This window comes from Cohaesibacter marisflavi (assembly GCF_963665895.2).
Classification (GTDB): Bacteria; Pseudomonadota; Alphaproteobacteria; order Rhizobiales; family Cohaesibacteraceae; genus Cohaesibacter; species Cohaesibacter marisflavi.
The window spans coordinates 4,458,100-4,481,903 of record NZ_OY762534.1; the positions used below are offsets into that span (position 1 = coordinate 4,458,100).

Annotated in this window: 24 protein-coding genes and 1 tRNA gene; 7 read left to right on the plus strand and 18 right to left on the minus strand. The window is 55.0% G+C overall.

Annotated elements, in window-relative coordinates:
• Positions 1-136: 136 nt before the first annotated feature.
• From ACKPCT_RS20795 to ACKPCT_RS20855, 13 genes are all read right to left on the minus strand, one after another.
• A complete protein-coding gene (locus ACKPCT_RS20795) occupies positions 137-343 on the minus strand; it encodes a hypothetical protein (RefSeq protein ID WP_090073939.1) in 207 nt (68 codons plus the stop codon).
• Positions 344-538: 195 nt separating this feature from the next.
• Positions 539-1,417: a 3-hydroxybutyryl-CoA dehydrogenase gene (locus ACKPCT_RS20800; RefSeq protein ID WP_090074135.1), complete on the minus strand. Its 879-nt coding sequence runs from the start codon at positions 1,415-1,417 to the stop codon at positions 539-541.
• 351 nt (positions 1,418-1,768) lie between these two features.
• Complete coding sequence (locus tag ACKPCT_RS20805; RefSeq protein ID WP_090073937.1) at positions 1,769-2,698, minus strand: electron transfer flavoprotein subunit alpha/FixB family protein; 930 nt, start codon at positions 2,696-2,698, stop codon at positions 1,769-1,771.
• 21 nt (positions 2,699-2,719) lie between these two features.
• A complete protein-coding gene (locus ACKPCT_RS20810) occupies positions 2,720-3,469 on the minus strand; it encodes an electron transfer flavoprotein subunit beta/FixA family protein (protein ID WP_090073936.1) in 750 nt (249 codons plus the stop codon).
• Between the two features lie 99 nt (positions 3,470-3,568).
• On the minus strand, positions 3,569-3,793 hold the full coding sequence (locus tag ACKPCT_RS20815) for a hypothetical protein (RefSeq protein WP_319567860.1): 225 nt from the start codon (positions 3,791-3,793) through the stop codon (positions 3,569-3,571).
• 23 nt (positions 3,794-3,816) lie between these two features.
• Positions 3,817-4,506, minus strand: coding sequence for a rhomboid family intramembrane serine protease (locus tag ACKPCT_RS20820; RefSeq protein WP_090073933.1), 690 nt, complete (start codon positions 4,504-4,506; stop codon positions 3,817-3,819).
• A gap of 74 nt (positions 4,507-4,580) precedes the next feature.
• On the minus strand, positions 4,581-5,159 hold the full coding sequence (locus ACKPCT_RS20825; RefSeq protein ID WP_319567861.1) for a cob(I)yrinic acid a,c-diamide adenosyltransferase: 579 nt from the start codon (positions 5,157-5,159) through the stop codon (positions 4,581-4,583).
• 213 nt (positions 5,160-5,372) lie between these two features.
• Positions 5,373-5,936 (minus strand): acyloxyacyl hydrolase, encoded by a 564-nt coding sequence (locus tag ACKPCT_RS20830; RefSeq protein ID WP_319567862.1) that lies wholly within the window; start codon positions 5,934-5,936, stop codon positions 5,373-5,375.
• Between the two features lie 162 nt (positions 5,937-6,098).
• Positions 6,099-6,287 carry a twin transmembrane helix small protein gene (locus ACKPCT_RS20835; protein WP_319567863.1) on the minus strand — a complete coding sequence of 63 codons (189 nt, stop codon included), beginning with the start codon at positions 6,285-6,287 and terminating at the stop codon, positions 6,099-6,101.
• 203 nt (positions 6,288-6,490) lie between these two features.
• Entirely contained in the window at positions 6,491-7,321 is an 831-nt protein-coding gene (locus ACKPCT_RS20840) for an SDR family oxidoreductase (RefSeq protein WP_090073927.1), read from the minus strand.
• A gap of 47 nt (positions 7,322-7,368) precedes the next feature.
• Complete coding sequence (locus ACKPCT_RS20845; RefSeq protein WP_090073925.1) at positions 7,369-7,917, minus strand: VOC family protein; 549 nt, start codon at positions 7,915-7,917, stop codon at positions 7,369-7,371.
• A gap of 210 nt (positions 7,918-8,127) precedes the next feature.
• A complete protein-coding gene (locus ACKPCT_RS20850; RefSeq protein WP_319567864.1) occupies positions 8,128-9,813 on the minus strand; it encodes an acyl-CoA dehydrogenase family protein in 1,686 nt (561 codons plus the stop codon).
• Between the two features lie 246 nt (positions 9,814-10,059).
• Positions 10,060-10,944: a DMT family transporter gene (locus ACKPCT_RS20855; protein WP_319567865.1), complete on the minus strand. Its 885-nt coding sequence runs from the start codon at positions 10,942-10,944 to the stop codon at positions 10,060-10,062.
• Positions 10,945-11,275: 331 nt separating this feature from the next.
• Between ACKPCT_RS20855 and ACKPCT_RS20860 the strand changes: the two genes are divergently transcribed.
• Complete coding sequence (locus tag ACKPCT_RS20860; protein WP_090073921.1) at positions 11,276-12,193, plus strand: YihY/virulence factor BrkB family protein; 918 nt, start codon at positions 11,276-11,278, stop codon at positions 12,191-12,193.
• A 120-nt stretch (positions 12,194-12,313) separates the two neighbouring features.
• On the opposite strand, the gene ccrA is transcribed toward ACKPCT_RS20860, so the two are convergent.
• Entirely contained in the window at positions 12,314-13,600 is a 1,287-nt protein-coding gene (gene ccrA, locus ACKPCT_RS20865) for a crotonyl-CoA carboxylase/reductase (RefSeq protein ID WP_090073919.1), read from the minus strand.
• Positions 13,601-13,991: 391 nt separating this feature from the next.
• Here ccrA and ACKPCT_RS20870 point away from each other — a divergent pair, with 391 nt between their 5' ends.
• Positions 13,992-15,980, plus strand: a complete 1,989-nt coding sequence (locus ACKPCT_RS20870; RefSeq protein WP_319569448.1) for a protein meaA — start codon at positions 13,992-13,994, stop codon at positions 15,978-15,980.
• Between the two features lie 114 nt (positions 15,981-16,094).
• Here ACKPCT_RS20870 and ACKPCT_RS20875 read toward each other — a convergent pair whose 3' ends face one another.
• Positions 16,095-17,156 (minus strand): hybrid sensor histidine kinase/response regulator, encoded by a 1,062-nt coding sequence (locus ACKPCT_RS20875; protein ID WP_175528113.1) that lies wholly within the window; start codon positions 17,154-17,156, stop codon positions 16,095-16,097.
• A 287-nt stretch (positions 17,157-17,443) separates the two neighbouring features.
• On the opposite strand from ACKPCT_RS20875, the gene ACKPCT_RS20880 reads away from it, so the two are divergent.
• Positions 17,444-18,400: an AEC family transporter gene (locus ACKPCT_RS20880; RefSeq protein ID WP_175528112.1), complete on the plus strand. Its 957-nt coding sequence runs from the start codon at positions 17,444-17,446 to the stop codon at positions 18,398-18,400.
• Positions 18,401-18,432: 32 nt separating this feature from the next.
• Here the strand turns inward: ACKPCT_RS20880 and gluQRS are convergent, their stop codons facing one another.
• Positions 18,433-19,326 (minus strand): tRNA glutamyl-Q(34) synthetase GluQRS, encoded by an 894-nt coding sequence (gluQRS, locus tag ACKPCT_RS20885; RefSeq protein ID WP_319567866.1) that lies wholly within the window; start codon positions 19,324-19,326, stop codon positions 18,433-18,435.
• A gap of 118 nt (positions 19,327-19,444) precedes the next feature.
• On the opposite strand from gluQRS, the gene ACKPCT_RS20890 reads away from it, so the two are divergent.
• Positions 19,445-20,086 (plus strand): DNA-3-methyladenine glycosylase family protein, encoded by a 642-nt coding sequence (locus ACKPCT_RS20890; protein ID WP_175528111.1) that lies wholly within the window; start codon positions 19,445-19,447, stop codon positions 20,084-20,086.
• Between the two features lie 38 nt (positions 20,087-20,124).
• Here the strand turns inward: ACKPCT_RS20890 and ACKPCT_RS20895 are convergent, their stop codons facing one another.
• Positions 20,125-20,709: a disulfide bond formation protein B gene (locus ACKPCT_RS20895; protein ID WP_175528110.1), complete on the minus strand. Its 585-nt coding sequence runs from the start codon at positions 20,707-20,709 to the stop codon at positions 20,125-20,127.
• A gap of 109 nt (positions 20,710-20,818) precedes the next feature.
• The gene (locus tag ACKPCT_RS20900; RefSeq protein WP_090073910.1) at positions 20,819-21,400 is read right to left on the minus strand and encodes a YqaA family protein; all 582 of its coding nucleotides are present in this window, start codon (positions 21,398-21,400) and stop codon (positions 20,819-20,821) included.
• Between the two features lie 250 nt (positions 21,401-21,650).
• On the opposite strand from ACKPCT_RS20900, the gene ACKPCT_RS20905 reads away from it, so the two are divergent.
• From ACKPCT_RS20905 to ACKPCT_RS20915, 3 genes are all read left to right on the plus strand, one after another.
• A tRNA-Leu gene (locus ACKPCT_RS20905) sits at positions 21,651-21,737 on the plus strand.
• Positions 21,738-22,131: 394 nt separating this feature from the next.
• Positions 22,132-23,352, plus strand: coding sequence for a hybrid sensor histidine kinase/response regulator (locus ACKPCT_RS20910; RefSeq protein WP_319567867.1), 1,221 nt, complete (start codon positions 22,132-22,134; stop codon positions 23,350-23,352).
• Positions 23,353-23,366: 14 nt separating this feature from the next.
• Positions 23,367-23,792 carry a response regulator gene (locus ACKPCT_RS20915; protein ID WP_319567868.1) on the plus strand — a complete coding sequence of 142 codons (426 nt, stop codon included), beginning with the start codon at positions 23,367-23,369 and terminating at the stop codon, positions 23,790-23,792.
• The last annotated feature ends 12 nt before the right edge of the window (positions 23,793-23,804 follow it).

Sequence of the window (23,804 nt, forward strand, 5' to 3'; positions counted from 1 at the left end):
CGGGAGGACCTAGGGGACCGGGACTGGGGGATGCCGCACACGAGAGCGAGCCCACGCCCGGTTCTGAGCGCAGGTTTTAGCGCGCAGGCCTTTGAAGGGCTGCGCGGTATTGCCGTCAGGACGCGTGTGAGCGACCTTATGCCTTGATATTGACTGCCTTGCCCATGCCTTCAGGGGCAGAGTTGCTATTCTGCATACCCTTCTGGACGAGGGCATCAAGGGTGTTGGCCATATTCATATCGGCGTTATGAGCCATCTTTATTAGGGTCGAACCCAGATCCATGCTTGACTGGGCTGCGTTGGTGTAGGCGATTGCCGCACCGGACGAAGCTACGCTGGACATCAAGTATTCTCCTTTGGGGTTACTCCTGTTTCATGGTTTGCCTTGGCCCAATTGTCCGGTAGCTCTCTTAAGACTGTGTTAAAGTGTGTTTAAATAGTTTTCTGTGTTTTTCTATATTTCTGTACAGAAAAGCCAGCCCGGATGCTGGGCTGGCTTGATGTTTGATGGGGGATCGCCTGATCGCTCGGGCAAAGTCTAGCGCGTCGGGATGGGGATTTCGCTGCGATAGTCATAGAAGCCGCGCTGCGTTTTGCGCCCCAACCAGCCGGCTTCGACATATTTCACCAGCAGCGGGCAGGGGCGATATTTGCTGTCAGCCAATCCATCATAAAGCACCTGCATGACGGACAGGCAGGTATCCAGACCAATAAAATCGGCCAATTCCAGTGGCCCCATGGGGTGATTGGCCCCCAGCCGCATGGCGGTATCGATGGCATCCACGGTGCCGACCCCTTCATACAGGGTGTAGATGGCTTCATTGATCATGGGAAGCAGGATGCGATTGACGATGAAGGCGGGGAAATCTTCCGAGACGGCAACGGTCTTGCCCAAGCTCTCGACGAATTTTTCCGAAGTTCTGAAGGTCGCCTCATCCGTTGCTATGCCGCGCACGAGTTCGATCAGCTTCATGATCGGAACGGGGCGCATGAAATGCATGCCGATGAACTGTTCGGCCCTGTCGGTGGCCGCCGCGAGGCGGGTGATGGAATAGGACGAGCTGTTAGAGGCTATAAGGGCTTCGGGTTTGAGGAATGGCGTGATGGAGGCAAGAACCTTGCGCTTTGTTTCCTCATGCTCGGTGACCGCCTCAATGACCAGATCCACATCAGCCATGGTCTGCAGATCCAGCGTTGTGGTGATCTTGGCCAATGCTGCCAGTTTCTGCCCATCGGAAATGCGCCCCTTGGTGACCTGCCGCTCGAGATTGCTGGTAATTTCGACAATGGCCTCATCGAGTCTTTCCTGATTAATGTCATTCAGGAGCACATCATAACCGGATAGACCGCAGACATGAGCAATGCCGCTGCCCATTTGTCCGGCCCCAATGATCCCAACTTTCTTGATTTCAGACATTTCACTGCTCACGGATTGCTCTGCTATGGTTCTCTGCTCGTTGTCCCGGCGGCTGGAAGATGCCCAGGGCATGGCCTCCAGATGGTCGGGCAAGTTTGGCAGATTGTGCAATGCTTCGCAAATGCAAATGAATGCATGGAATGTGTGCAGCAAGTGCTAAGCGCCTTTGCTCGACAAAACTACGATCAAAGTCTGATAGTTACGCGAAACAATGGGGATAATTTGCTTGCACCGTGAGGCCGGATATGAAAAATCCCGCGCTCCAAGAGGAGCGCGGGATGACTGGAAAGACGCGTTCGTGTTTGTCACCTGACCGGCTTCGCCAGATCTGTGCGGCCACTCAGCGCAAGATCAGAGGGCTTTTTCAAGCTCTGGCAGAATGTCGAACAGATCACCCACGATGCCATAATCGGCAACCTGGAAGATCGGTGCTTCTTCATCCTTGTTGATGGCAACAATGACCTTGGAATCCTTCATGCCTGCCAGATGCTGGATGGCACCGGAGATGCCTGCTGCGATATACAGCTCGGGAGCGACCACCTTGCCGGTCTGGCCGACCTGCAGGTCGTTCGGAGCGTAGCCGGCATCAACGGCTGCGCGCGAAGCGCCGATGGCTGCGCCCAGCTTGTCGGCAATCGGGGTCAGAAGACCGTTGAACTGTTCTTCGGACGCCAAACCTCGGCCCCCGGCGATGATGGCTCGGGCGCTTGCAAGCTCGGGACGATCCGATGTTGAAAGCTCTTCGCTGACGAAGGTTGTGGTGTCGGGCGCGTCAGCTGCCGCAACATTTTCGATGCTGGCAGAGCCCTCGGATGCCGCGGCTGCAAAATTGGCGGTGCGCACCGTCATGACCTTCTTGCTGTCGGCGCTTTTGACGGTCTGGATGGCATTGCCAGCATAGGTCGGGCGCTCGAAGGTGTCGGCCGAGACAATTTTGGTGACTTCGGAAAGCTGCATGACGTCGAGCAGAGCGGCGACACGCGGCATGAAGTTCTTGCCCACGGAAGTGGCCGGAGCCACGATTGCATCATATGCGTCTGCCATGGCAACGACCTGAGCAGACAGGGCTTCTGCGATATGGTGGCCAAGGGCATCGCTTTCAGCAACCAGAATTTTGGCCGCTCCGCTCAGTTTGGCCGCTTCTTCAGCAGCAGCTGCGCAATCCTTGCCAGCAATCAGGATGTCCACGTCACCACCCAGCTCGAGCGCTGCGCTCAGGGCTTTTGCGGTGGCGTCATTCAAAGCCGCGTTGTTATGTTCGGCAATCAGAAGGGTTGTCATAATCTATCTCCTCGCTTTGCCTTAAAGCACGCTGGCTTCGTTTTTCAGTTTGTCGACCAGTTCGGCCACGCTCTCAACCTTGATGCCTGCCTTGCGGGCTTCCGGTTCTGCGGTGGAAAGCACTTCGAGGCGCGGCGCAATGTCAACGCCATAGTCTGCGGCTTCCTTGGTGTCGAGCGGCTTCTTCTTGGCCTTCATGATGTTGGGCAGAGAGGCATAGCGCGGCTCGTTGAGGCGCAAGTCAGCGGTCATCACGGCAGGCAGCTTGATCGTTACATTCTGCAGGCCGCCATCGATTTCGCGCGTTACACTGGCAACATCGCCTTCAACCTTGATGCCCGAAGCAAAAGCACCCTGGCCCCAGCCAAGAAGTGCGGACAGCATCTGGCCGGTCTGGTTTGCATCATCGTCAATGGCCTGTTTGCCCACGATGACCATGCCGGGCTGTTCTTCTTCAACAACGGCCTTGAGCAGCTTGGCAACGCCCAGAGGTTCGACGGGGGCGTCTGACTTGATAAGGATGGCACGGTCGGCGCCCATGGCCAGACCGGTGCGCAGGGTTTCCTGCGCCTGCTGAACGCCAATGGAGACAACAACGATCTCGCTGGCCACGCCGGCTTCCTTCAGGCGCACGGCTTCCTCTACCGCAATTTCATCAAACGGGTTCATGGACATTTTGACATTGGCCAGATCGACACCAGTGCCATCGGCCTTGACGCGGATTTTGACGTTGTAATCGACAACCCGCTTGACGGGTACAAGGATCTTCATGGATTAATTCTCCCATGTGAACCGGCATTAGGCCGGCTCAATTGACTTGAGCGTTGTGCAAGAGAACTGGCTTTGGCTCGCTGCGAGCGCCTGGAGTCTTTATGCTCCGCTGTGCCGTCCCTGCTGTTTGAGGCCCACGAGATCAATTTCTGATGTCTTGGGGGTCAGAAATATGATCACAGATATTATTTGGCTGACATCATTTGGAAAAGACCATCCAATATCAGCGGCTTCATTGTTTTGTTCCTGATCGGGGAGGACGGTAATGGCAGCTTTTGGGCCTGTCAACAATCCGTCAGTCTGAGACGCATGAGTTTCTGTCATGGCCCTTAAACCTTTGGGTAGTTTCACGTAGCGCGTTGGAACAGGGGGACTGTTTTTCGCTTCATAAAGGGGATAAGAATGGCTCCCGTGATCGCTCCTCCCACATGCGCCCACCATGCAACAGTGGCCTCTGTGCTGGTCAGGGAGTTGAAAAGTTGCAGCCCGAGCCAGGCACCAAGGCAGTAAATAGCGGGAATTGGAAGGGGTATGCGTCCAAGGATCAGGATCCAGACGCGGACATCGGGATGCAGCATGAGATAGGCGGCGATAATGCCCGCTGTTGCGCCTGATGCTCCTATGAGCGGCACGGGCGAGCCCCAGTTGGCTAGCGCATGCAGCAGGGCCGCCCCTGCGGCGCAAAGGCAATAGAAGACGAGAAAGCGGACATGCCCCATCGCGTCTTCGATATTGTCGCCAAAGACCCAGAGAAAGGCCATGTTGCCGATGAGATGCATCCAGCCACCATGCAGAAACGCATAGGAGATGAAGGTGCCCCAATGCATGCCAGAGGTTGGCCCGAGCAAGTCTGGAGATTGCCAAATCAGGCTGCTCGGAATGAGACCGTAGGACACTGCAAAATTTTGCAGGGTTTGGCCGTCACCCGGGCCGCCGCTGATCAGGAAAACAAGACAATTGGCAAGGATGAGCCCGAGTGTGACATACTGCCAGCGGACATAATGAAGGGCATTCCTGTCATGCAAGGGTATGAACATGCTCTGCGTGCCTCCGTTGGCCTTCTGATTTGTCGTGTCGCGCTCAGGCCTTGCTGTGGTCTCTTAACGGGTTCTTAACGATTCTGGCCGGGAACCCAGAGCACATCTGCGGTGCCTTTGTTGTTGGCCCAGCGGGCTGCAACGAAGAAAAAGTCAGAAAGACGATTGAGATACTGGATGGCCTCAGCGGATACGGGTTCGTTTTCCTCTGCGGCAAGGGCCGTTACCAGACGCTCGGCGCGGCGTGAAACCGTGCGGGCATAATGCAGATAGGCCGATGCTCTGGCGCCGCCGGGCAGAATGAAGCTCTTCAAGGGTTCCAGATCCGCATTCAATTGATCGATCTGCTTTTCAAGGCGCTCGACCTGACTGGCAATGATGCGCAACGGTTCATAATCGAGCTTTTCGCCGCTGTCTGGTGTGCACAGATCGGCCCCCAGATCAAACAGATCGTTCTGGATCTGGGAAAGCATCAGATCCAGTTCCGGGTTATCTGCGGTTTCCAGCCGGGCGAGGCCAACAATCGAGTTTGTTTCGTCAACTGTTCCGTAGGCTTCAACGCGCAAATCGTGCTTGGGGCGGCGCTCGCCTGTGCCCAGCATGGTTGTTCCCTTGTCACCTGTACGCGTGTAGATTTTGTTGAGACGAACCATCGAAGATCTTTCCGTTTTTGGCTATGGGATTGCGGCGCTGTCACAAGCTGCGCCTTTGAATGAAATATGGTCACCAGATTGCAGGAGTAGGCACATACAAAAAATGCGCCTGATGCAATGTCAGACGCACTTTAAATGGTTCCTGATCAGACGCAAGATGACGGATCGTCATTCCCTTGCTTCAAGCGGCCTTTATGTCAGGCCGTTGGCTTATCAGAATTTGTATCCGACGCGTGCGCCGACGTTGGTCAGGCCGTGGTTCCAATTGCCAAGACCAGCGTTGGAGCTATGCTCAACGGTGAGCATTACGCGGATACGTTCATAGTCCAGACCGATGGAAGCTGACTCGTGGAACAGCGCACGGGTGCCCAGAGGCTCACGGTCAGGATCCGTATTGCTCAGTTTGCCATCATGAACCATGCCGCCGAAGCTGCCTTCAACGAAAACAGGGCCGTAGACCGGGAACAGCCAGCTAAAGCCGGCATAGCCGTAAGATGTCTTGCCATCCGTGTTGAGGGAAGCTCCGATATGGGGGCGCGGTGTCAGGAAACGTTCCCAGACAGAGGCATTCTCTGCCGGTGTGCCAAAGGCATTGAAAAGAACTTCGGCTTGCAGATCAACCGTACCATCTTCGCGACGGGTCACGTCATGCGCCATGACGCCCATGCGCAGTTCGCTGAGAAAACCCATTTCGCCGGGTGCGGTATAATCGGCTGCGTTGGCTGCACCAGCGGCACAGGTGAGCATTAGTGCTGAAATAAGAGCGGCATGTTTCATGCTAATCGTCCAAGGCAAAGCTATTGTTTCCCCATCTTTAGCCCAAGCAAGCGGTGGATGCCACCCGAAATCGGGAAATTTTTATTCGCTCGCAGGCTTCTTCACGGCGGCGTGTTGTTTTGGTCACAGGGCCAGCCCTCGCGTTCTCGGCTCCTATTGCTCCTATTGCAGGAAATACAAACTCGCCATGACGATGACGATGGCCAACAACTGCAAAAGAACGCGCCAGCGCATCAATCTTTGCGACCGGTTGGGGTTGCTGCCACGCATCATGTTGACGAGGCCAACAACCAGAATGAGCGCAACAGCGAGCAGCGCGATGGGAATGAGAGCGGAAAGAATCGAAGACATGCTGCACTCCTGATCTGGGGTTAAGCAACATGCACGTTTCTTCACTCTTGCTGGATGCTGCCAAGTCGCCCTTTTCGTTGATCGCGGTTTCTCTTTTGATCTCTCTGGAAAAGAGGGGCACTCACTAGGGCTTGTCGGCGCAGTCTAGCAGGGGGGCATAACCGCATGAAAGATGTCCGTTACTGAACTTTGGTTGGGCGGGATCAATCCCCATAGGCACGCAAAAAGGCATCAAGCGCTCTGGTGGGCAGAAAGCGACGCAAGACATTCATGATGTAGGTTGGCACGGTTACCATATAGCGCGGTTTCGGGTTGCGGGCATGAAGGGCGTGGTGCAGCTTCTTGTAAACCGCTTCGGGCGGCAACTCGAACTTGCCCGGCGCATCGGATTCCATGGCCTTGAGGCGATGCTTGTAGCGCTCGCTATAGACGGAATTTTCTGTGTCCACCGTTGAGATGAAATTCAGGCGGGCATTTTCACGAAACTGGCTGGTGATCGGGCCCGGCTGGATCATCGAAATGGAGATGTTGCTGCCGTGCATTTCTATGCGCATGGTGTCCGTCAGGCCTTCAAGGGCATATTTCGAGGCCACATAGGCCCCGCGGAAAGCAAGGCCGGTAAGCGCCAGAACCGAAGAACAATGGATGATCCGGCCATATCCCTGACGCCGCATGACGGGGATGATCTGGCAGGTCAATTCGTGCCAGCCAAAAAGGTTGGCCTCGAACTGGGTGCGCAGTATGTCTGTCTTGAGGTCTTCCACCGCACCGGCCTGACCATAGGCGCCATTGTTGAAGAGGGCATCAAGCTGGCCACCGGTATGGTTCAAAACCGCTTCCACACAGGCCTTGATCGACTGGTGGTCGGTGTAATCCATGTAAATGGCCGTAACCCCTTCATTCTTGAGGGCCTCTATGTCTTCGATCTTGCGGGCGGTAGCAAAAACCTGCCAGCCCTCTTTGTGGAGTTGAAGCGCACAGTGGCGACCAATGCCTGAGGAACAACCGGTGATGAGGATGGAACGCTGGGTCATGATGTCTTTCGGGTAATGTCTTCAGGGCCTGGGGGAGGACGGCGCGCTTAGCAATCGCGTGGGGGTAGTGAACGCTCGGATTCTTTCGAGAATGGGTGCTTCCATTCGGGATGTTTTGTTTCTTCGTCCTTCATGGCCTTTCGCCAGTTGCGAATGGCCTTAAGGGACGGCAAGCGCGGGATATGGGCCAGCTCCCAATGGATGCCATTGATTGGGTCATTAAAGAAGGTGGCATAATAGCCCGGCGCATAAAGCGGATATTCAGCGGGTGTTTCTGTAACCGGCACGTGGTTGGGCATAAGAAACTCTTTGTGGAAGGCATCCACTTCCTTGCTGTTTTTGGCCCAGAGCGCAATGTGATGCACGCCGACAGGGCGGGCCGGGAAATCGAATTTTTCTCCGCTCTTGGCGGGCTGAATGCCGATATAGCTGTGCGGCATGGGAAAGCGGGCCATGTAATAAGTGGAGCGGTAGCCCACATCCAGCGTCCAGAAACTCTTATAGCCGAGCCAGCCAAACATCAGATCGTAAAAGGCAATCGATTTGTCATAATCGAGGACTGAAAATTCCACATGATTGATTCCGCGCCAGCGCATTGTCTTTTCCTTCCCTCTTGATCAATTGGAGTTAAACGCGCCTGAGCGCATCGGATCAAGAGCTTTTCCCTGATTGATGGCAGAGGCATTACAGGGATGTGAAAAAGCCTTATTTCGCAAGGGATGGCAATTGGCAAAATACACAAAGGGGAGGCGTGGGCCTCCCCCTCGTGATGCTGGTTGTGGCGGTTGCTCCACAGGAATGCTGGCCTAGCTGCGCGTATCCAGAAGGCGGCGCGCGATCACCTGTGCCTGAATTTCGCCTGCTCCTTCGAAAATATTGAGCACACGGGCATCGCACAAGACGCGGGAGATGGCATATTCCAGCGCGAAGCCGTTGCCGCCGTGGATCTGCAAGGCATTGTCAGCGGCGGCCCAAGCGACGCGAGCGCCAAGCAGCTTGGCCATGCCTGCTTCCAGATCGCAGCGCTTGTCGTGGTCCTTCTGACGGGCTGAATAATAGGTGAGCTGACGGGCCACCATGATTTCAGCGGCCATCATGGCCAGCTTGTCGATGACACGCGGGAAGTTGATCAGCGATTTGCCGAACTGCACCCGCTCTTGCGCATATCGAAGGCCAAGATCCAGAGCATTCTGGGCCACGCCAATGGCGCGGGCAGCTGTCTGGATGCGGGCTGCCTCAAAGGTCTGCATCAATTGCTTGAAGCCTTGCCCTTCTTCTCCGCCCAACAGATTATCCTTGCTGACTTCGAAATTGTCGAAGGCAATGTCATATTCCTTCATGCCGCGATAGCCGAGCACTTCGATTTCGCCGCCATCCATGCCTTGCGCAGGGAAGGGATTGTCATCATCACCGCGTGGTTTTTCTGCCAGCAGCATGGACAGGCCCTTATAGCCGGCTTCGGCCGGATTGGTGCGGACCATCAGGGTCATCAGGTCAGCGCGCACGGGGTGAGTGATCCATGTCTTGTTGCCGGTCACCTTATAGGTGTCACCGTCCAGTGTAGCGCGAGTCTTCAGGCTGGCAAGGTCGGAGCCGGTGTTCGGTTCGGTGAAAACAGCGGTTGGCAGGATCTCGCCGGAGGCGATCATCGGCAGCCATTTTTCCTTTTGTTCTTCCGTTCCACCGCACAGGATCAATTCAGCGGCAATCTCGGAACGGGTGCCGAGAGACCCCACACCGATGAAGGCACGCGAAAGGGCTTCGGAGACCACACACATGCTTTCCTTGCCAAGCCCCAATCCGCCATAGTCTTCCGGAATGGTCAGGCCAAAGACACCCATTTCGGCCATTTGCTCGATGATTTCCATCGGGATATAGGCATCTTTGAGATGCCACTCATGGGCATGCGGGGTGACTTCGCTTTCGGCGAAGCGGTTCATTTCATCGCGGAAGGCTTCCATGGTTTCGTCAAGGCCCGCATCGCCAAAGGAGGCCGCCCCTTCTGCCGCTTCCATGAGGGCGACAAGGCGGGTGCGGATTTCCTTGGTGTTGCCTTCGGCCATAAGGCGGGCCACTTCCGGGCTCTGGGCGGCAGCGATGGTCTCGGCAGACACGCCAAAATCAGCAAGGCGCACGATTTCACCCTGCGTCATGGGAATGCCGCCAAAAATCTGTGCCAGATATTCGGCAAAGGCAAGGCGGGTGACGAGCGATTCCATCTCGCCATAGCGACCTTCATCGCTCATAGTCTTGCTATAGCCGCGCATTTCCTTGAGCGCTTCCACATAGGTGGCAAACCATGCAAGGCCGTGAGTGAGGCGCTGTTCGGCTTCCACTTTGCCAGACTTGACGCGGCCATCCTCGGCTACCTTTTCATAGACTATATCGACCAGCCCCTTGAGCAGGCTTTCACAGGTCGCGACCGCTGCGTCCATGTCGGACATCAATGTGTCAGGAATGGCGATCGGCTGGGTCTCGATGGTCAAAGACATGGTTTCTCCCCCCTGATGCAATGTCTGGCCTGCCGTTGGACTTCTCCGCCAGATGACGGCTTGAGACAGGGTGACGGGTGCAATCAATTGCTTTTATGTTGCAGTGCACATTGAAGGGCGAAGGCTATATTTGCAATAAGCCAAAGGGGTAAGGCATCAAAGACGTTCGTCTGACATGTTGCGGTGCACACGACTTTTGTCGCAGAATTTTCCGCTGTCTTTGAGGTAGAGGACGGGCCGTTGCTGTCAGCTTTTTCTGCGGCTGGCCAGAATGACGCCGAGGGCGGTGACGATCATTCCAGCCACCTGCATGGGTGTGATGGGCTCGCCAAAGAGCAGGAAGGAAATGGTCGCGGTCACGGCGGGTACGAGATAAAAAAGCGATGCGGTGTTGGAGACGGCCCCCTTCTCTATGAGCCAAAGCAGCAGGAAGATGGCGCCGATGGAAAGCACCAGCACGAGCCAAACCAACGCAAAGATGAATTCTCCTGACCAGATGATGGTCTGGCTTTCCGTTAGCAGGCTGAGGCCTACACAGAAAAGCGCGGCCGCGATATATTGCAAGATAGTGGCCGTGCGGATGTCCAGATTGGCAGCGAAGCGCTTCTGGTAGACCGTTCCAAAGGAAATGGCGATGACCGCCACGAGGGAGACGAGGACCTGTATCGGGGTAACAGAGAAAGCCCCGCCGCTGAGACGCGGAAGCAGCTCCATGGAGATGCCGATAAGCCCGAGGACAAAGCCAAGGGCGTGGTTTTTGGTGATCTGCTCTTTCAGAACAAGATGGGCGAAAAAGGCCGTTAATACGGGCTGCAATCCGGTCATCAGGGCGAACAGGCCCGCAGGCATGCCATCATCAATCGCCCAGAAGACGCCCGAAAGATAGATGCCGTGAATCAAGAAGCCGGACACAAAGGCATGAAAGCCTTGGCGCGGATTGGGCCAGCGGGCGCGCTGGATGAGTGAAATAGACAGCAGAAGCAGCAGCACCGAGCCAAACCGCAGGGTCAGGAATGTCATGGGCTCGGAATAGGGGGCACCCATGCGCGAGCCGACAAAGCCGGTTGACCAGAGGACAACAAACAAAAGAGGGGCGAGGATCGGCAATATGCCTGCGGTTCTGGAGGTCATGGTGTTTCTTGAGTGGCAGGTCGAAAGAAAGGCTTAAAATACAGAAGCTCCAGCTTTATCCGCTGAGGGCGGAAAAGTCCAATGGGAACCGGACCGGCACGGTAAACATTGATTATGATGTGGGCTCCGGATGTCTCTCTGGGGCGATGGAGCGGATTGCTTTTTCAGGTCAGAAGCCTATAAAGGCTGCGCGCATGGCGGGACCTTTATAGCAAAACGAACAAGCATGCTGTGCTCCCTATCTGGTGTCAAACTCTGGCTGTCACATGGAGTGGGGGGTGTTTGTGGTTTCCTGTTGTTGCGTAAGGCTAATGAATTCGGATAGTTGGAAATGATGCGTCTTTGGGAATGGATAGTCGTGCCGGTCCGGATCTTCTGGCGCTTTTCAGACAATCACGGTTTTGCGCTCGCCAGCAACATTGCCTTTTCCATGCTGCTGTCCATTTTTCCCTTTTTGCTGCTGCTTACGGGTGTGTCCGTCTGGATCGGTGGCGATGCGCTGGGCAAAGTCTTGCAGGATATGCTGAGCTTACTGTTGCCGGACGCGATCGCAGATATCTTGCAGCCCGATGTGGATGCGGTAATTGCCGAGCGTACCCGCAGCCTGCTGTCCATTTCTCTGGTCGTCTTCCTCGTTACCCTGACGTCACTGGTAGAGAGCCTGCGCGAAGGGCTTAATCGTGCTTATGGCTATTATGAACGCCGGTCGATCCTGTCGCGCAGGGCGATGGGGTTGTTGGCCATCTTTGGGGCGACGGGTGTGATGATCATTGTTGCCTCGGCCCTGTTCTTTGCGCCCATCGCATGGAATATGCTCAAGCCGCATTTTTCATGGATCGAGGATTTTCAGTACACCTTCAACGTGGTGCGGTTGGGGATCGCCATTCCGCTTTTGACTCTGTTTCTGGTGGCGAGCCATCGCTGGCTGCCCATGCGTACGACCGAGTGGGCCGATCTCTGGCCCGGAGCCTTGACCACGCTTGTTTTATGGTGGTTCACGGCCGAAGCCTATTCCTACTATCTGTCGCATTTTGCCCAATATGCACGTGTCTATGCGGGCCTGGCCGGTGTTGTGGCAACGCTGATCTTTTTGCAGATCATCTCCATGATCTTTCTATATGGCGCCGAGGTGAATGCCTGGATTATTCGCTGGCGCCGCATTGAGCGCAGCAAGCATGCCAAGCCCTATCCTGATCCTGATGAAAAGACAGCCATGCCGCCGCCGGAAGAGCCGGCCAATGACTATTAGGGCCCGAGCAGGCGTGTGTGGGGGCATATGCTCATAGGGTGATGTTGAACAATTTGCGGGAAAGAAAAAGCCGGGATATCCCGGCTTTTATCTGTCTGCTTTCCAGATTGGCCTTGCCTGTTAGGAGCTGCGGCTGGCTAGAATGGTTTCTTCCAGAGTCTTGAGGCCCGTTCTGGTCGCATTGACCATGCAGGACATGTTGCCCGGCTGATGCTTGTTGCTCAGCATCAATTCATGTGCCTTGGGGATTTGCTCCCATGTGAAGACGTCTGACATGCAAGGATCGATATGGCGATCGATCACCATCTGGTTGGCGGCCATGGCCTGTTTTAGGTGGGCAAAGTGGGAGCCCTGAACGCGCTTTTGATGCATCCAGACATAGCGGGCATCCATGGTCAGGTTGAAGCCTGAGGTTCCCGCACAAATGACCACCATGCCGCCGCGCTTGACGACGAATGTGGAGACCGGCATCGTGGCTTCACCGGGATGCTCGAAGACCAGATCGACATTCTTGCCCTTGCCGGTATATTCCCAGATGGCCTTGCCGAATTTGCGCACTTCGGCAAACCAGTCGGCATATTCGGGGGAGTTCACCTTGGGTAGCTGGCCCCAACAATGGAAATCCTTGCGATTGATGACACCCTTGGCTCCAAGGTTCATGACAAAATCGCGCTTGCTTTCATCGGAGATGACGCCAATGGCATTGGCGCCTGCTGCGGCTGCAATCTGCACGCCGAAGACACCCAAGCCACCCGAAGCACCCCAGATCAGCACATTCTGACCAGGCTTCAGCTCATGAGGCATATGGCCGAACATCATTCGGTAGGCGGTGGCGAGGGTCAGCACGTAGCATGCGCTTTCTTCCCAAGTGAGATGCTTGGGGCGGGGCATCAGCTGCTGCGCCTGAACCTTGGAGAATTGGGCAAAGGAGCCGTCTGGCGTCTCATAGCCCCAGATGCGCTGTGTGGGCGAGAACATCGGGTCGCCACCATTGCATTCCTCGTCGTCGCCGTCATCCTGATTGCAATGGATGACAACTTCGTCGCCGACTTTCCAGTTGCGGACCTTGCTGCCAACCGCCCAGACAATGCCGGAGGCGTCAGACCCTGCGATGTGGTAAGGCTGCTTGTGCACGTCGAACACGGAGACCGGTTCGCCAAGGCCCGCCCAGATGCCATTATAGTTGACACCGGCGGCCATATTCAGAACCAGCACTTCGTGGCTGTCCAGTTCCCATGTTGGCACCACTTCGACCTGAAATGATTTTTCCGGTGGCCCGTGGCGTTCGCGGCGGATGGCCCAGGCATACATTTCTTTTGGCACATGGCCCAGCGGTGGAATTTCTCCGATTTCATAGAGATCCTTCTTCTCACCGGTTGTGCCTTGGGCAAGCAAGTCCTCGGTCATTGGTGCTCCTCCCGATCATTACGAACTGTCTGCGATTCTGATTATGTTGCGATGCAGCAAAAATGGGTGAGCTTGGTCCCATTTTATGGTGCGATTGCGAAATTATCCAAAATTATTGGGCCAGAAGATATAAGTCTTATTGCCAATTTGCATTTTGCGTGTGCGAAGAGACACTCGGAGCTTGAAGAGAGGCAATCTCTCCTGTGGCTGTCTTGAGGGGCATGAAGAACGGGAGAGTAGAGGGGAAAAGCCGTAAGACCTTGTCTCAATTGAGCTGTCCGGATGCGTTTGGCAGCGGCCTGACAGGGAAGGGCTCTGAATAGGGGTGGAGCCCGTGCGGCCTTTGCGGGAGGAGAGCAAAATGAGTGGCGCAGAAGCTATAAACAAAAGTATGGAAGTTGCCGGTGCCAAAAAATCCGTGTCCGGTCAGGAAAAGGACCGCCCGTGGATCTTTCGCACCTATGCGGGGCATTCAACCGCCAAGGCATCCAATGCGCTTTACAGGAACAATCTGTCCAAGGGGCAGACGGGCCTATCGGTCGCCTTCGATCTGCCGACCCAGACGGGCTATGATCCGGACCATCCGCTGGCGCGTGGTGAAGTGGGCAAGGTTGGTGTGCCTATTGCCAATATCGGCGATATGCGGGAGCTGTTCGATCAGATACCGCTCGATCAGATGAATACCTCGATGACGATTAATGCAACGGCTGCCTGGCTGCTGGCGCTCTATATAGCCGTGGCTGACGAGCAGGGAGCTGACAGAGCCAAGCTTGCAGGCACCACGCAGAATGATCTTATCAAGGAATATCTCTCGCGGGGGACCTATGTCTTCCCGCCCAAGCCATCTCTGAAGCTGACAACCGATATCATCGGCTTTACCTACAGCCATATGCCCAAGTTCAACCCGATGAATGTATGCTCCTATCATTTGCAGGAAGCGGGCGCGACACCGGTGCAAGAGTTGGCCTATGCGCTGTCAACGGCGATCGCCGTGCTGGATGCCGTCAAGGCAAGCGATGTGCTCAGCGAAGAGGACTTCCCAAAGGCTGTGGGGCGCATTTCCTTTTTCGTCAATGCGGGCATGCGCTTTGTGACCGAAATCTGCAAGATGCGCGCCTTTGCGGAATTGTGGGATGAGATCTGCCACGAGCGTTATGGGGTGGAAGAGGAACGCTATCGCCGCTTCCGCTACGGGGTGCAGGTCAATTCGTTGGGGCTTACCGAACAACAGCCCGAAAATAACGTCTACCGTATTCTGATCGAGATGCTGGCGGTGGTGCTGTCCAAGAATGCCCGCGCCCGCGCGGTTCAGCTCCCCGCCTGGAACGAAGCGTTGGGCTTGCCCCGCCCGTGGGATCAGCAATGGTCTTTGAGGATGCAGCAGATCATGGCTTTTGAGACAGACCTTCTGGAATATGGGGATCTGTTTGACGGGTCATCCGCGATTGATGCCAAGGTCAGGGCTCTCAAGGCTGAGGCCCGCGAGGAAATGGTCCGCATTGAAGAAATGGGCGGCGCGATTTCGGCCATTGAATCAAGCTATATGAAGCAGAAGCTCGTTGAATCAAACGCCAAGCGCCTTGAGGGGATCGAGAGTGGTGAGCAGGTTCTTGTCGGCGTCAACAAGTATCAGGAAAGCGAGCCTTCCCCGCTCTCATCCGGCGAAGATAGTGGCATCCTGACCGTTGATCCAGCTGTTGAAGAGGAAGCCATTAACAAGATCAAGGCTTGGCGCGAGGCGCGCGATGATCTTGCTGTTGAAGATGCGCTGACAGCTTTGCGCGAGGCGGCCGAGGCCGGGGCCAACATCATGGAGCCTTCCATTTCTTGCGCCAAGGCAGGCGTGACAACCGGCGAATGGGCCGCCGTGTTGCGAGATGTTTTTGGGGAATATCGAGCGCCAACCGGCGTTGGCAAATCCGCTCGCATGGAGGGGGACGATGTTTCCGATGTACGCGAAGCGGTCAACAAGGCCTCTGAAACGCTTGGGCGGCGCCTCAAGATTTTGGTCGGCAAACCGGGCCTTGATGGTCATTCCAACGGTGCGGAGCAGATTGCCGTGAGGGCGCGGGACGCTGGCATGGAAGTTGTCTATCAGGGCATTCGCCTGACGCCGGAGCAGATCGTCAATACCGCGCTTGAAGAGGGTGTTCATGTGGTTGGTCTATCCATTCTGTCCGGTTCGCATCTGGCACTGGTGGGCGATGTCATGAAACTGATGAAGGAAGCCGAGCTCGATGATGTGCCGGTGGTGGTGGGGGGGATCATTCCACCTGCAGATGAGGGGATCCTCAAGGGCTATGGAGTTGCGGCCGTTTACACGCCGAAGAATTTCCAGATCAACGAAATCATGAAGAATATCGCCGAGCTGGTGACCTGAGCCTGTTTTAAAACAAGCCTCCCAGCATATGAAAATGCTGGCACATACAAAGGGCCCGTATTACGGACCCTTTTTCATGGTGTTTTACCGATGCTGGCTTAGTGGCCCGTTATTTTACTGGCTTTTAGGCCGAGCGAGAGTGCTGTCTGCAAGGCAGGAAGTCAGCAGCTCATAGAGCGTATCCGCTTCAATCGGGCGTCTGAGCCACGCCTTGAAGGGCGCAATCGTTTGAGGGGCGTCGTCTGCGGAAATGGCGATGACGGGCAGAGCCGCGTGATTTTTCTTTTGCTGTATGTGCTTGATCAGGTCCCATCCGCTCATGCCATCCATGCGGATATCAAAGATCGCCAGATCCGGCTGGATGTGTTTCAATAATTCAAGCGCTTCGCTGCCTGATTGTGCTGTGATCGGGCTAAAGCCCAACGCCTTCAGGATTTCTGCCAGAATAAGCAGATTGGTTTTATTGTCATCGACGATGAGGATTTTTGCTCGCTCTTTTTCATTACCTTGCTTCTCGGTTAGGGCGTGCTTGATGCTGGGTCTGGATGGCTTCGACTTTTCCGGCTCGGGAAGGCGGGCTTGTTCCAAGGGCAGAGTTATGAGAAAGCAGGCTCCGTGTGGCGTGTTTTCCTGTGCCGTGATGGTGCCGCCCATGACGGAGAGAATGTGGCGTGCGCTCCATAGGCCGAGGCCCTTGCCATCTGAGGCATCTTGGCCTTCGCCGCGATGATAGGGCTCAAACAGCAATTCGGGATTTTCCTCCCGAAAGCCTGGGCCATCGTCGCACAAGGTGAGCAGGATCTCGGTGTCCGACTTGAGCGCGGCAGTTAGCGTGATCGTCGCCTGCTGCGCATATTTGAGGGCATTGTCGAGCAATAGCATCAGGGTGCGGTGCAGGTAGCTCGGCGCAGGGGCCAGGGGGGCACCCTCTTCGAGATCTGGAGAAATTGCCAGTTGGAACCGCGCGCCATGGGAATTGGCTAGCAGCGACGCCAGACCTTCGAATTCTTTTAGCCAGCAACTGAGCAGGATCGTCTCCTGTTTGGGCTGTTTGAATAGTTCAGCCCCGCCTTCCACCATGGTCATGGCATTGCTGGCGGCAAAATGCAGAGCCTCGATAAGGGCGGCTATTTTCTCCTGATCTTCAGATTTGCGGATAAGGTCAGTCAGAGACACAATGGCGCTCAAATGTGTGCGCAAGTCGTGACGAAAGCTGTCCGTTTTTTGTCTTTTTGTATCGGTATTCAGGCTGTTTCTTGTCATAATCTATGCTATAGGCACACATTGTTGTTTCATTAGAGTACGGGCATGCATCCTAAGATGCCCTGTATTTTCGGCAGGTTCCAACACAATTTTCCTCGAACCGCTTGTCTTTTCGGTCAATGGTCCTTTGTCGTGGGTTCTTTTGCTAATGTCCCGGGAACAACGCCCCTCGAACGACCCCTTCCTTCCGGAGCTCTTATATGCTCGATATTTTTAATATTGTCTTCCCGATTTTTGCCTTGATAGCCATTGGCTATGGGCTGATCTTCAGCGGTCTTATTCCCAAGGAAGCAGGCGCTGCCTTGTCGAAATTCGTCTTCACCGTCCCCTTGCCCCTGACCATGTTCCGCTCTTTGGCCACGGCCAACCTGTCCGAGCAGGCGCCATGGTCCCTTTGGGGCGCCTTCTTTCTTTGTGTCTTTGCCATGTTTGGTCTGGGCATGCTTGTCACACGCTTTCTTTTTGGGAGGGAAGGAAGCGTGTTGGCAGTGGCTGGTATCTCGAGCGGCTTTTCCAATCTGGTGTTGCTGGGGATTCCGGTTATTTCGGCCGTGTTCGGGGAGGATTCACTGGTGCCGCTGGTCATGTTGCTGACGATCCATCTGCCGATCATGACCTTGCTCAGCTCCATCATGGTTGAGGTTTATGCGCGTGAGCCCGGCCAAGCATTGCATTTTGGCGCCATTCTGCTCAAGGTTGGCAAGGGGCTGATGCGCAACGCCATCATTCTGGGCATTCTGGCCGGTGGTATCTGGGGCTTCATCGGGCTGCCGATCCCCGAGCTGGCCTCGGGCGTGATTGACCGAATTGTGCCGGTGACTGTGCCTTTGGCCCTGATGGCCATGGGCATGAGCATGCGTGAATATGGTTTGCAGGGGGATATCCTCAACGGCCTTGCGCTGGCAATCATCAAGACAGTGGCTTTTCCTGCGCTGTTCTATCTGGTTACGGCCACCATTCTGCCTTTGCCCAATGCATGGACCGCGGTGATCCTTTTGGGGGCTGCCAGCCCGACCGGGGTCAATGCCTATCTTCTGGCGAACCATTTCGGCGTGGGCCACAGATTGTCAGCCAACACAATTTCCCTGTCCGTGCTGGTCAGTCTTGTGACGCTGCCTTTCTGGATTTCGGTGGCGCATACCATCATGGGCCACTAGGTCGTCGCCACTCTCTAGACCATCGCTAGGCTCTAGACAGCCGTAAAGGCTTCAAGGTCGGCGTCGCTCCAACGGATCAGCTTTTTGATCTGGGAAGGGGTGACGCCGTCTTTGCGTAATGCCCTGAGGCTGAGGCTCTGGCGCGATTTTGACAGCTTCTGCCCCCCAATGTCAGTGAGTAGCCGGTGATGATGATAAAGCGGGGCGGGCAGATCGAGCAGGCTTTGCAACAGCCTGTGCAGACTTGTTGCGGCATAGAGATCCTGACCGCGCACCACATGGGTGATGCCTTGGGCGGCGTCATCAAGCACCACCGAGAGATGATAGCTTGTCGGGCAATCCTTGCGCGCCAGAATGACGTCGCCCCACTCCTGTGGGGATGCTGCGATTTGGGTGGCTTGCGGATAGGTGGGGGCAAGAGGGCCGGTCTCTTGCCAGAATAGCGGGTGGCTATAGGCGGCCTGCGCTTTTTCCATATTGAGCCGCCAAGCTGCATTGCCCCCATCCTTTTCTTTTTCAAACAGAAGGGCGCGCGGATAGTGAACCGCGCCGTCGGGATCTCGCGGCCAAGGGCTTTTGGCTGTTGTCTCCCATTCTTTTACGGCCCTTTGAATGTCCTTGCGGCTTGCCTGCGATGGATAAAGCAGCCCCTTCGCCTTAAGGTCTTGCAGGTGATCTTCATAAAAGGCAAACCGTTCGGATTGGTGCATGACCGGTTCTTCCCAACGGATGCCGAGCCAGTCAAGATCATCAAGCATCTGCGTGATCTTGTCCTCAGTGCAGCGTACGGTGTCGATGTCTTCAATGCGCAACAGGAAACGGCCATCGGTCTGTTTTGCGGCCTCGAAATTCAGTAGCGCCGAAAGGGCATGGCCCAGATGCAGGGCGCCGTTCGGGCTGGGGGCAAAGCGGAAGAGTGCAGGCATGAGGCGAAATGGGGTCCGGCTGGTGTTGCGTGCTGCATTGATAGCCTCTAGATGTGGGGTTCGTCCAGCATATTGGCTGCATCAGGGCAGCATCCATCTTTGAAAAGGAGAGGGCTTGGTGTCCTATTTGCATTGTCAGGCAGATCTTGATGCGTCGCTTACGCGGTTGGTTGCGCTTGATTCGCGTCTTGTGCCTCTTCTGGAGCAGTGTAAGCCGATTGCCTTGCGACGTCAGCCCGCAGGGCTGGAGGGGCTGTTGCAGATCATTCTAGCCCAGCAGGTTTCGGTGGCGTCCGCCCGCGCAATCTGGCAAAAATTCACGACGCGTTTTCCGGTGTGCGATGTCCAACTGTTAGCGGATGCTAGCGAAGAGGACTTGCGGGCCTGTACGCTCTCGCGTCCCAAGATCAAGACGGTGCAACGGATCGTTGAGGCCATCAGAGACGAATTTGATCTTGATGCGTTGGCAAAGCGGGACCCATCGGAGATCCGGCGTGCGCTTATATCTCTCCACGGCGTTGGGCCATGGACGGCGGATGTCTATTTGCTTTTCTGTTTGGGGCAGGCTGATATATTCCCTGCTGGCGATCTGGCTTTGCAGGTTTCCGTGGCCTCGGCGCTGGGATTGGATGATCGTCCCGGTGAGAAACCTCTTGCGGCTATGGCTGAAGCGCTTTGGGCGCCCGAGCGTGGAGCGGCGGCTCATCTTTTCTGGGCCTTCTATCGGCAGATAAAGAAAGGGCGCGAGGGTATTTTATAACCCGCACGCCCTTGATTATTTATCCGTAAGTGGGGCAATCAGGCACGGTTCTTGACGATGGCCTGCATCCAGTTGCCAAGGAAGGGCAGGCGCGCAAACAAGGGCGCCAGAGCATCTTTGGAAAGGAAGGCGCCGCACAGGGCTATGATGACCTCGATGGAAGACAGAACCGCGTTCCAACCGCCAAAGGAGAGGCCAAGAATGCGCAACTGGGCGACATCGCAGCTGATCAGCTTGGTTGTCTTGAGCTGAGCCAGAAGATTAGAGGCGTCTTTGGTGACAGGAATGGTATTGGCGCAATCATTCGGGCCAAGCCAGAATTCCCATTCCGCGCCAGCCTGATAAACGCCAACGCCTGCTCCATAGACCAGCACTCCAGCCAAAATGATGAAGGCAAGGCGCACGACGATTGGCGGCAGACTGCGCCAGACCGTGAGCAGGGTGATCAGCGTTAGCGGGATCAAAGCATAGTGGACATGGCGTTGAACATAACATAGTTGGCAGGGCTGATAGCCGCCGATATGCTCAAAGCCCAGAGAACAGGCGGACATGAAAAGTGCGCCCAGTACGAGAAGTGTACCAGCCAGCGCTTGGGATTTGCCAATTGGAGCGGTCAGGTTCATAAAACTATCTTTCAGAAATATATCTTCCGATATGTCGCTAAAGAGCAACCGTGTCCAAATTTTGTCAATGGCCATGGCTGCTGCAATTCGTCTCAAGGGCGGGGGTGGATCACAAGAGATACTTGACGGCAGCGAAACCGCCCACGAGCAGAAGCATGAGAATGGTGAAGACAAGCCCGAGGCGCTTTTCGATGAAATCGCGGATTGGAGGGCCTAGCCAGTAGAGCAGGGCGGCCAAAATGAAAAAGCGCAAACCACGCGCCACGATGGAAGCGACCATGAAGACGGGCAGGGAAAGCCCGGTTGCGCCTGAGGCAATGGTGATTACCTTGTAGGGGAAGGGTGTGAGCCCTGCGATCAACACGATCCAGACTCCCCAGTCATTGTAGCGCTCAGTGAATGATGCGAATTTGTCTGCATATCCATAGAAAGCTAGAATAGGCTCTGCCACCTGTGTGAAGAGCAACGCCCCGATGGTGTAGCCCAACAGGCCGCCAATCACCGAAGCAACGGTGCATATTGCTCCGTAAAACCATGCCTTTTCCTTCTTGGCAATGACCATGGGCACGAGCAGTGTGTCGGGCGGAATGGGGAAAACGGAGCTTTCAACGAAGGAAACGCCAGCGAGCGCCCAAGTGGCTCGTCGGCTGCTGGCCAGCCCCATCGTCCAATCATATAGTTTGCGAAGCATGCCCGTTCTTATCCTTGATATCATGCGTCAAGTGAAGACACTACGGTACTTTTTTAGTCGCCCGTGGTCTCATTCTCATCGGCTCTGACTTTTTGTTGTGTTGGTTATAAGTAAGCAATTGCGCGTGCTAATACCAGTCGCGTTCATATCTGAAGGTGCAAACAAGTGTCAATTCGTGTTGACTATAAGAAATTTATGACGGTTATGAGTTGACGGGACAAATTTTGCTTCTATATTCGGCCCTCAAATAGCCCCTGTGGCGGAACTGGTAGACGCGACGGATTCAAAATCCGTTTCCTTCACCGGAGTGCCCGTTCGAGTCGGGCCAGGGGCACCATCCATTTTATGGATCATCAAAACCACTCAGACCTTCAATGGTCGGGTGGTTTTTTGCGTTTGTGTATGCGCCTTGGCGGAAAGGCAAGAGGAGGGGATAAGACCTCAATCCAAGTGCTAACGAGCAGAGTGTAGAGGTAGATTATCCATGCGTAAGTGTAGATGAAGCTATTGGGATCGTCTGATGTTATCTGGCTGTTTTTTCCTTGGTGAAAACAGTGTTTATGTTCAGCGTTGTTTATTATTTTAGAGCAATGGAATTTCCTGAAATCCAATAGGTGTTTGATTCCAAAGTACAAATATGTTAATTATTTGTTAATAACTGAATTGATTCTAAACTTGGCTTTATTTGTTGTTTCCGGTGATAAGGCAGTGTTGCTGACAGGGGGTTAGCCATGCACTTGGAGGGATGGGATCTGGGGGGATTATCATCGAGTGAGGCATTAAGTGAGGTTACTTCTGTCGATATATTCTCAGAGGAGCAGCTCCCGCTTGAAAAGACGCTTCGCGTGTTGGTACTGGAAGATGACGAAACCGACTTCCTGATCACCAAGAAGGCGCTTCTCTATCTGGATTCCTACAGGGTGGATCTGGACTGGGTGACGTCTGTTTCTGATGCGGTGATTGCTGCCAGAAAGACGCATTATGATGTCGTGCTGGTGGATTTCTGGGTTGGCATGGAAACAGGCGTGGCTGCGATCAATGCTATCGGGGACATCAATTCCAATTCGGTTGTCATTTTGCTGACGGGAATGCCCGGAGAAGACGTGCAGAAAATCGCGCTCAAGGCAGGGGCCAGGCACTGTATCAACAAAAACCAGCTGACGCCTGTGTTGCTGGAGGCGACCATTCGCAGCGCGCGCCATACCCATCGATTGGAACAGCAGCTGCAGCAAACCATAGACAATCTCAAGAAGGCCAATGAAGCCAAGGATCGCTTTTATGCCACCATGGGGCATGATTTGCGTACGCCTCTGAATGCCATACTGGGCTATTCGGAAATGATTTTGGGCAACAGTCTCAATCTGCAAGTGCCAGAAGAATATCAAAAATTTGCCGCTAAAATTCATACCGGCGGCCTGCATCTGCTTGAGGTCATTAACAATCTGATGCTGCAGAATGGCAATGCGCTTGAGACGGTCAAGCAACAGCTTGAAGATGTCTATCTTGATGAAGTCATTGCCCGAGCGGTCGAACTGGTCCAGTTCTTTGCTTCAGACAAGGGGATTGAGCTTGCTGTGCATTTGCACAAGGAAAGGCTCTGCGCGCACTGTCACCGATCGTTGATGACCCAGGCGCTGGTGAACCTCCTGTCTAATGCGATCAAATATACCCCGGCAGATGGCCGGATTGATGTGTCACTGGCCGCGACATCGGATGGCTATTGCATTGCGGTCAGGGATAACGGTCCGGGAATGAGTCCCGAAGAGATCGAGTTGGCACGCAAGCCTTATGGACGTGTGCTACCCTCTGCCGAGTTGACACAGGAGGGAACAGGGCTCGGGCTGCCGATCGTTGAGAAGATCATGGACGGCCACGGTGGCGCGGTTCTGATAGAGAGTACGCCGGGTGAGGGAACCTGTGCTTCCCTGCGTCTGTGCCGCGTGCGAGCGTGAAAGAAACCCGGCCATTGACTTCACAAAATGACAGCAAGGCGACCCTGTTTCTGATTGAAGACGATCAGGCGGATGTGTTTCTGGTCAAGCGTGCGCTGGCAAAGCATGGTGGGAACATCGTGCTTGTCAATGCCCGGGACGGGGCGGAGGCGCTGGAGATGTTGCGTGGGGGAGAGATCGAGCGACCGTTCGTCATCTTGTCCGATCTCAACATGCCGGGTATGTCGGGCTATGAATTCCTTGATGAAATCAGGGCAGATGCCGCTTTGAGAGACAGCATCATCTTTGTCATTTCCAGCTCAAATCTGGCCGAAGATGTCAATCTTGCCTATCAGCATTTTGCGTCCGGCTATATCGTCAAGGAAATGGAGCCTGCCAAGATGGCGCGCTCCATGCAGCTGCTGTTCGATTTTTGCGAGATCATCCGCTTGCCATCCTGAATGTTGCTAGCG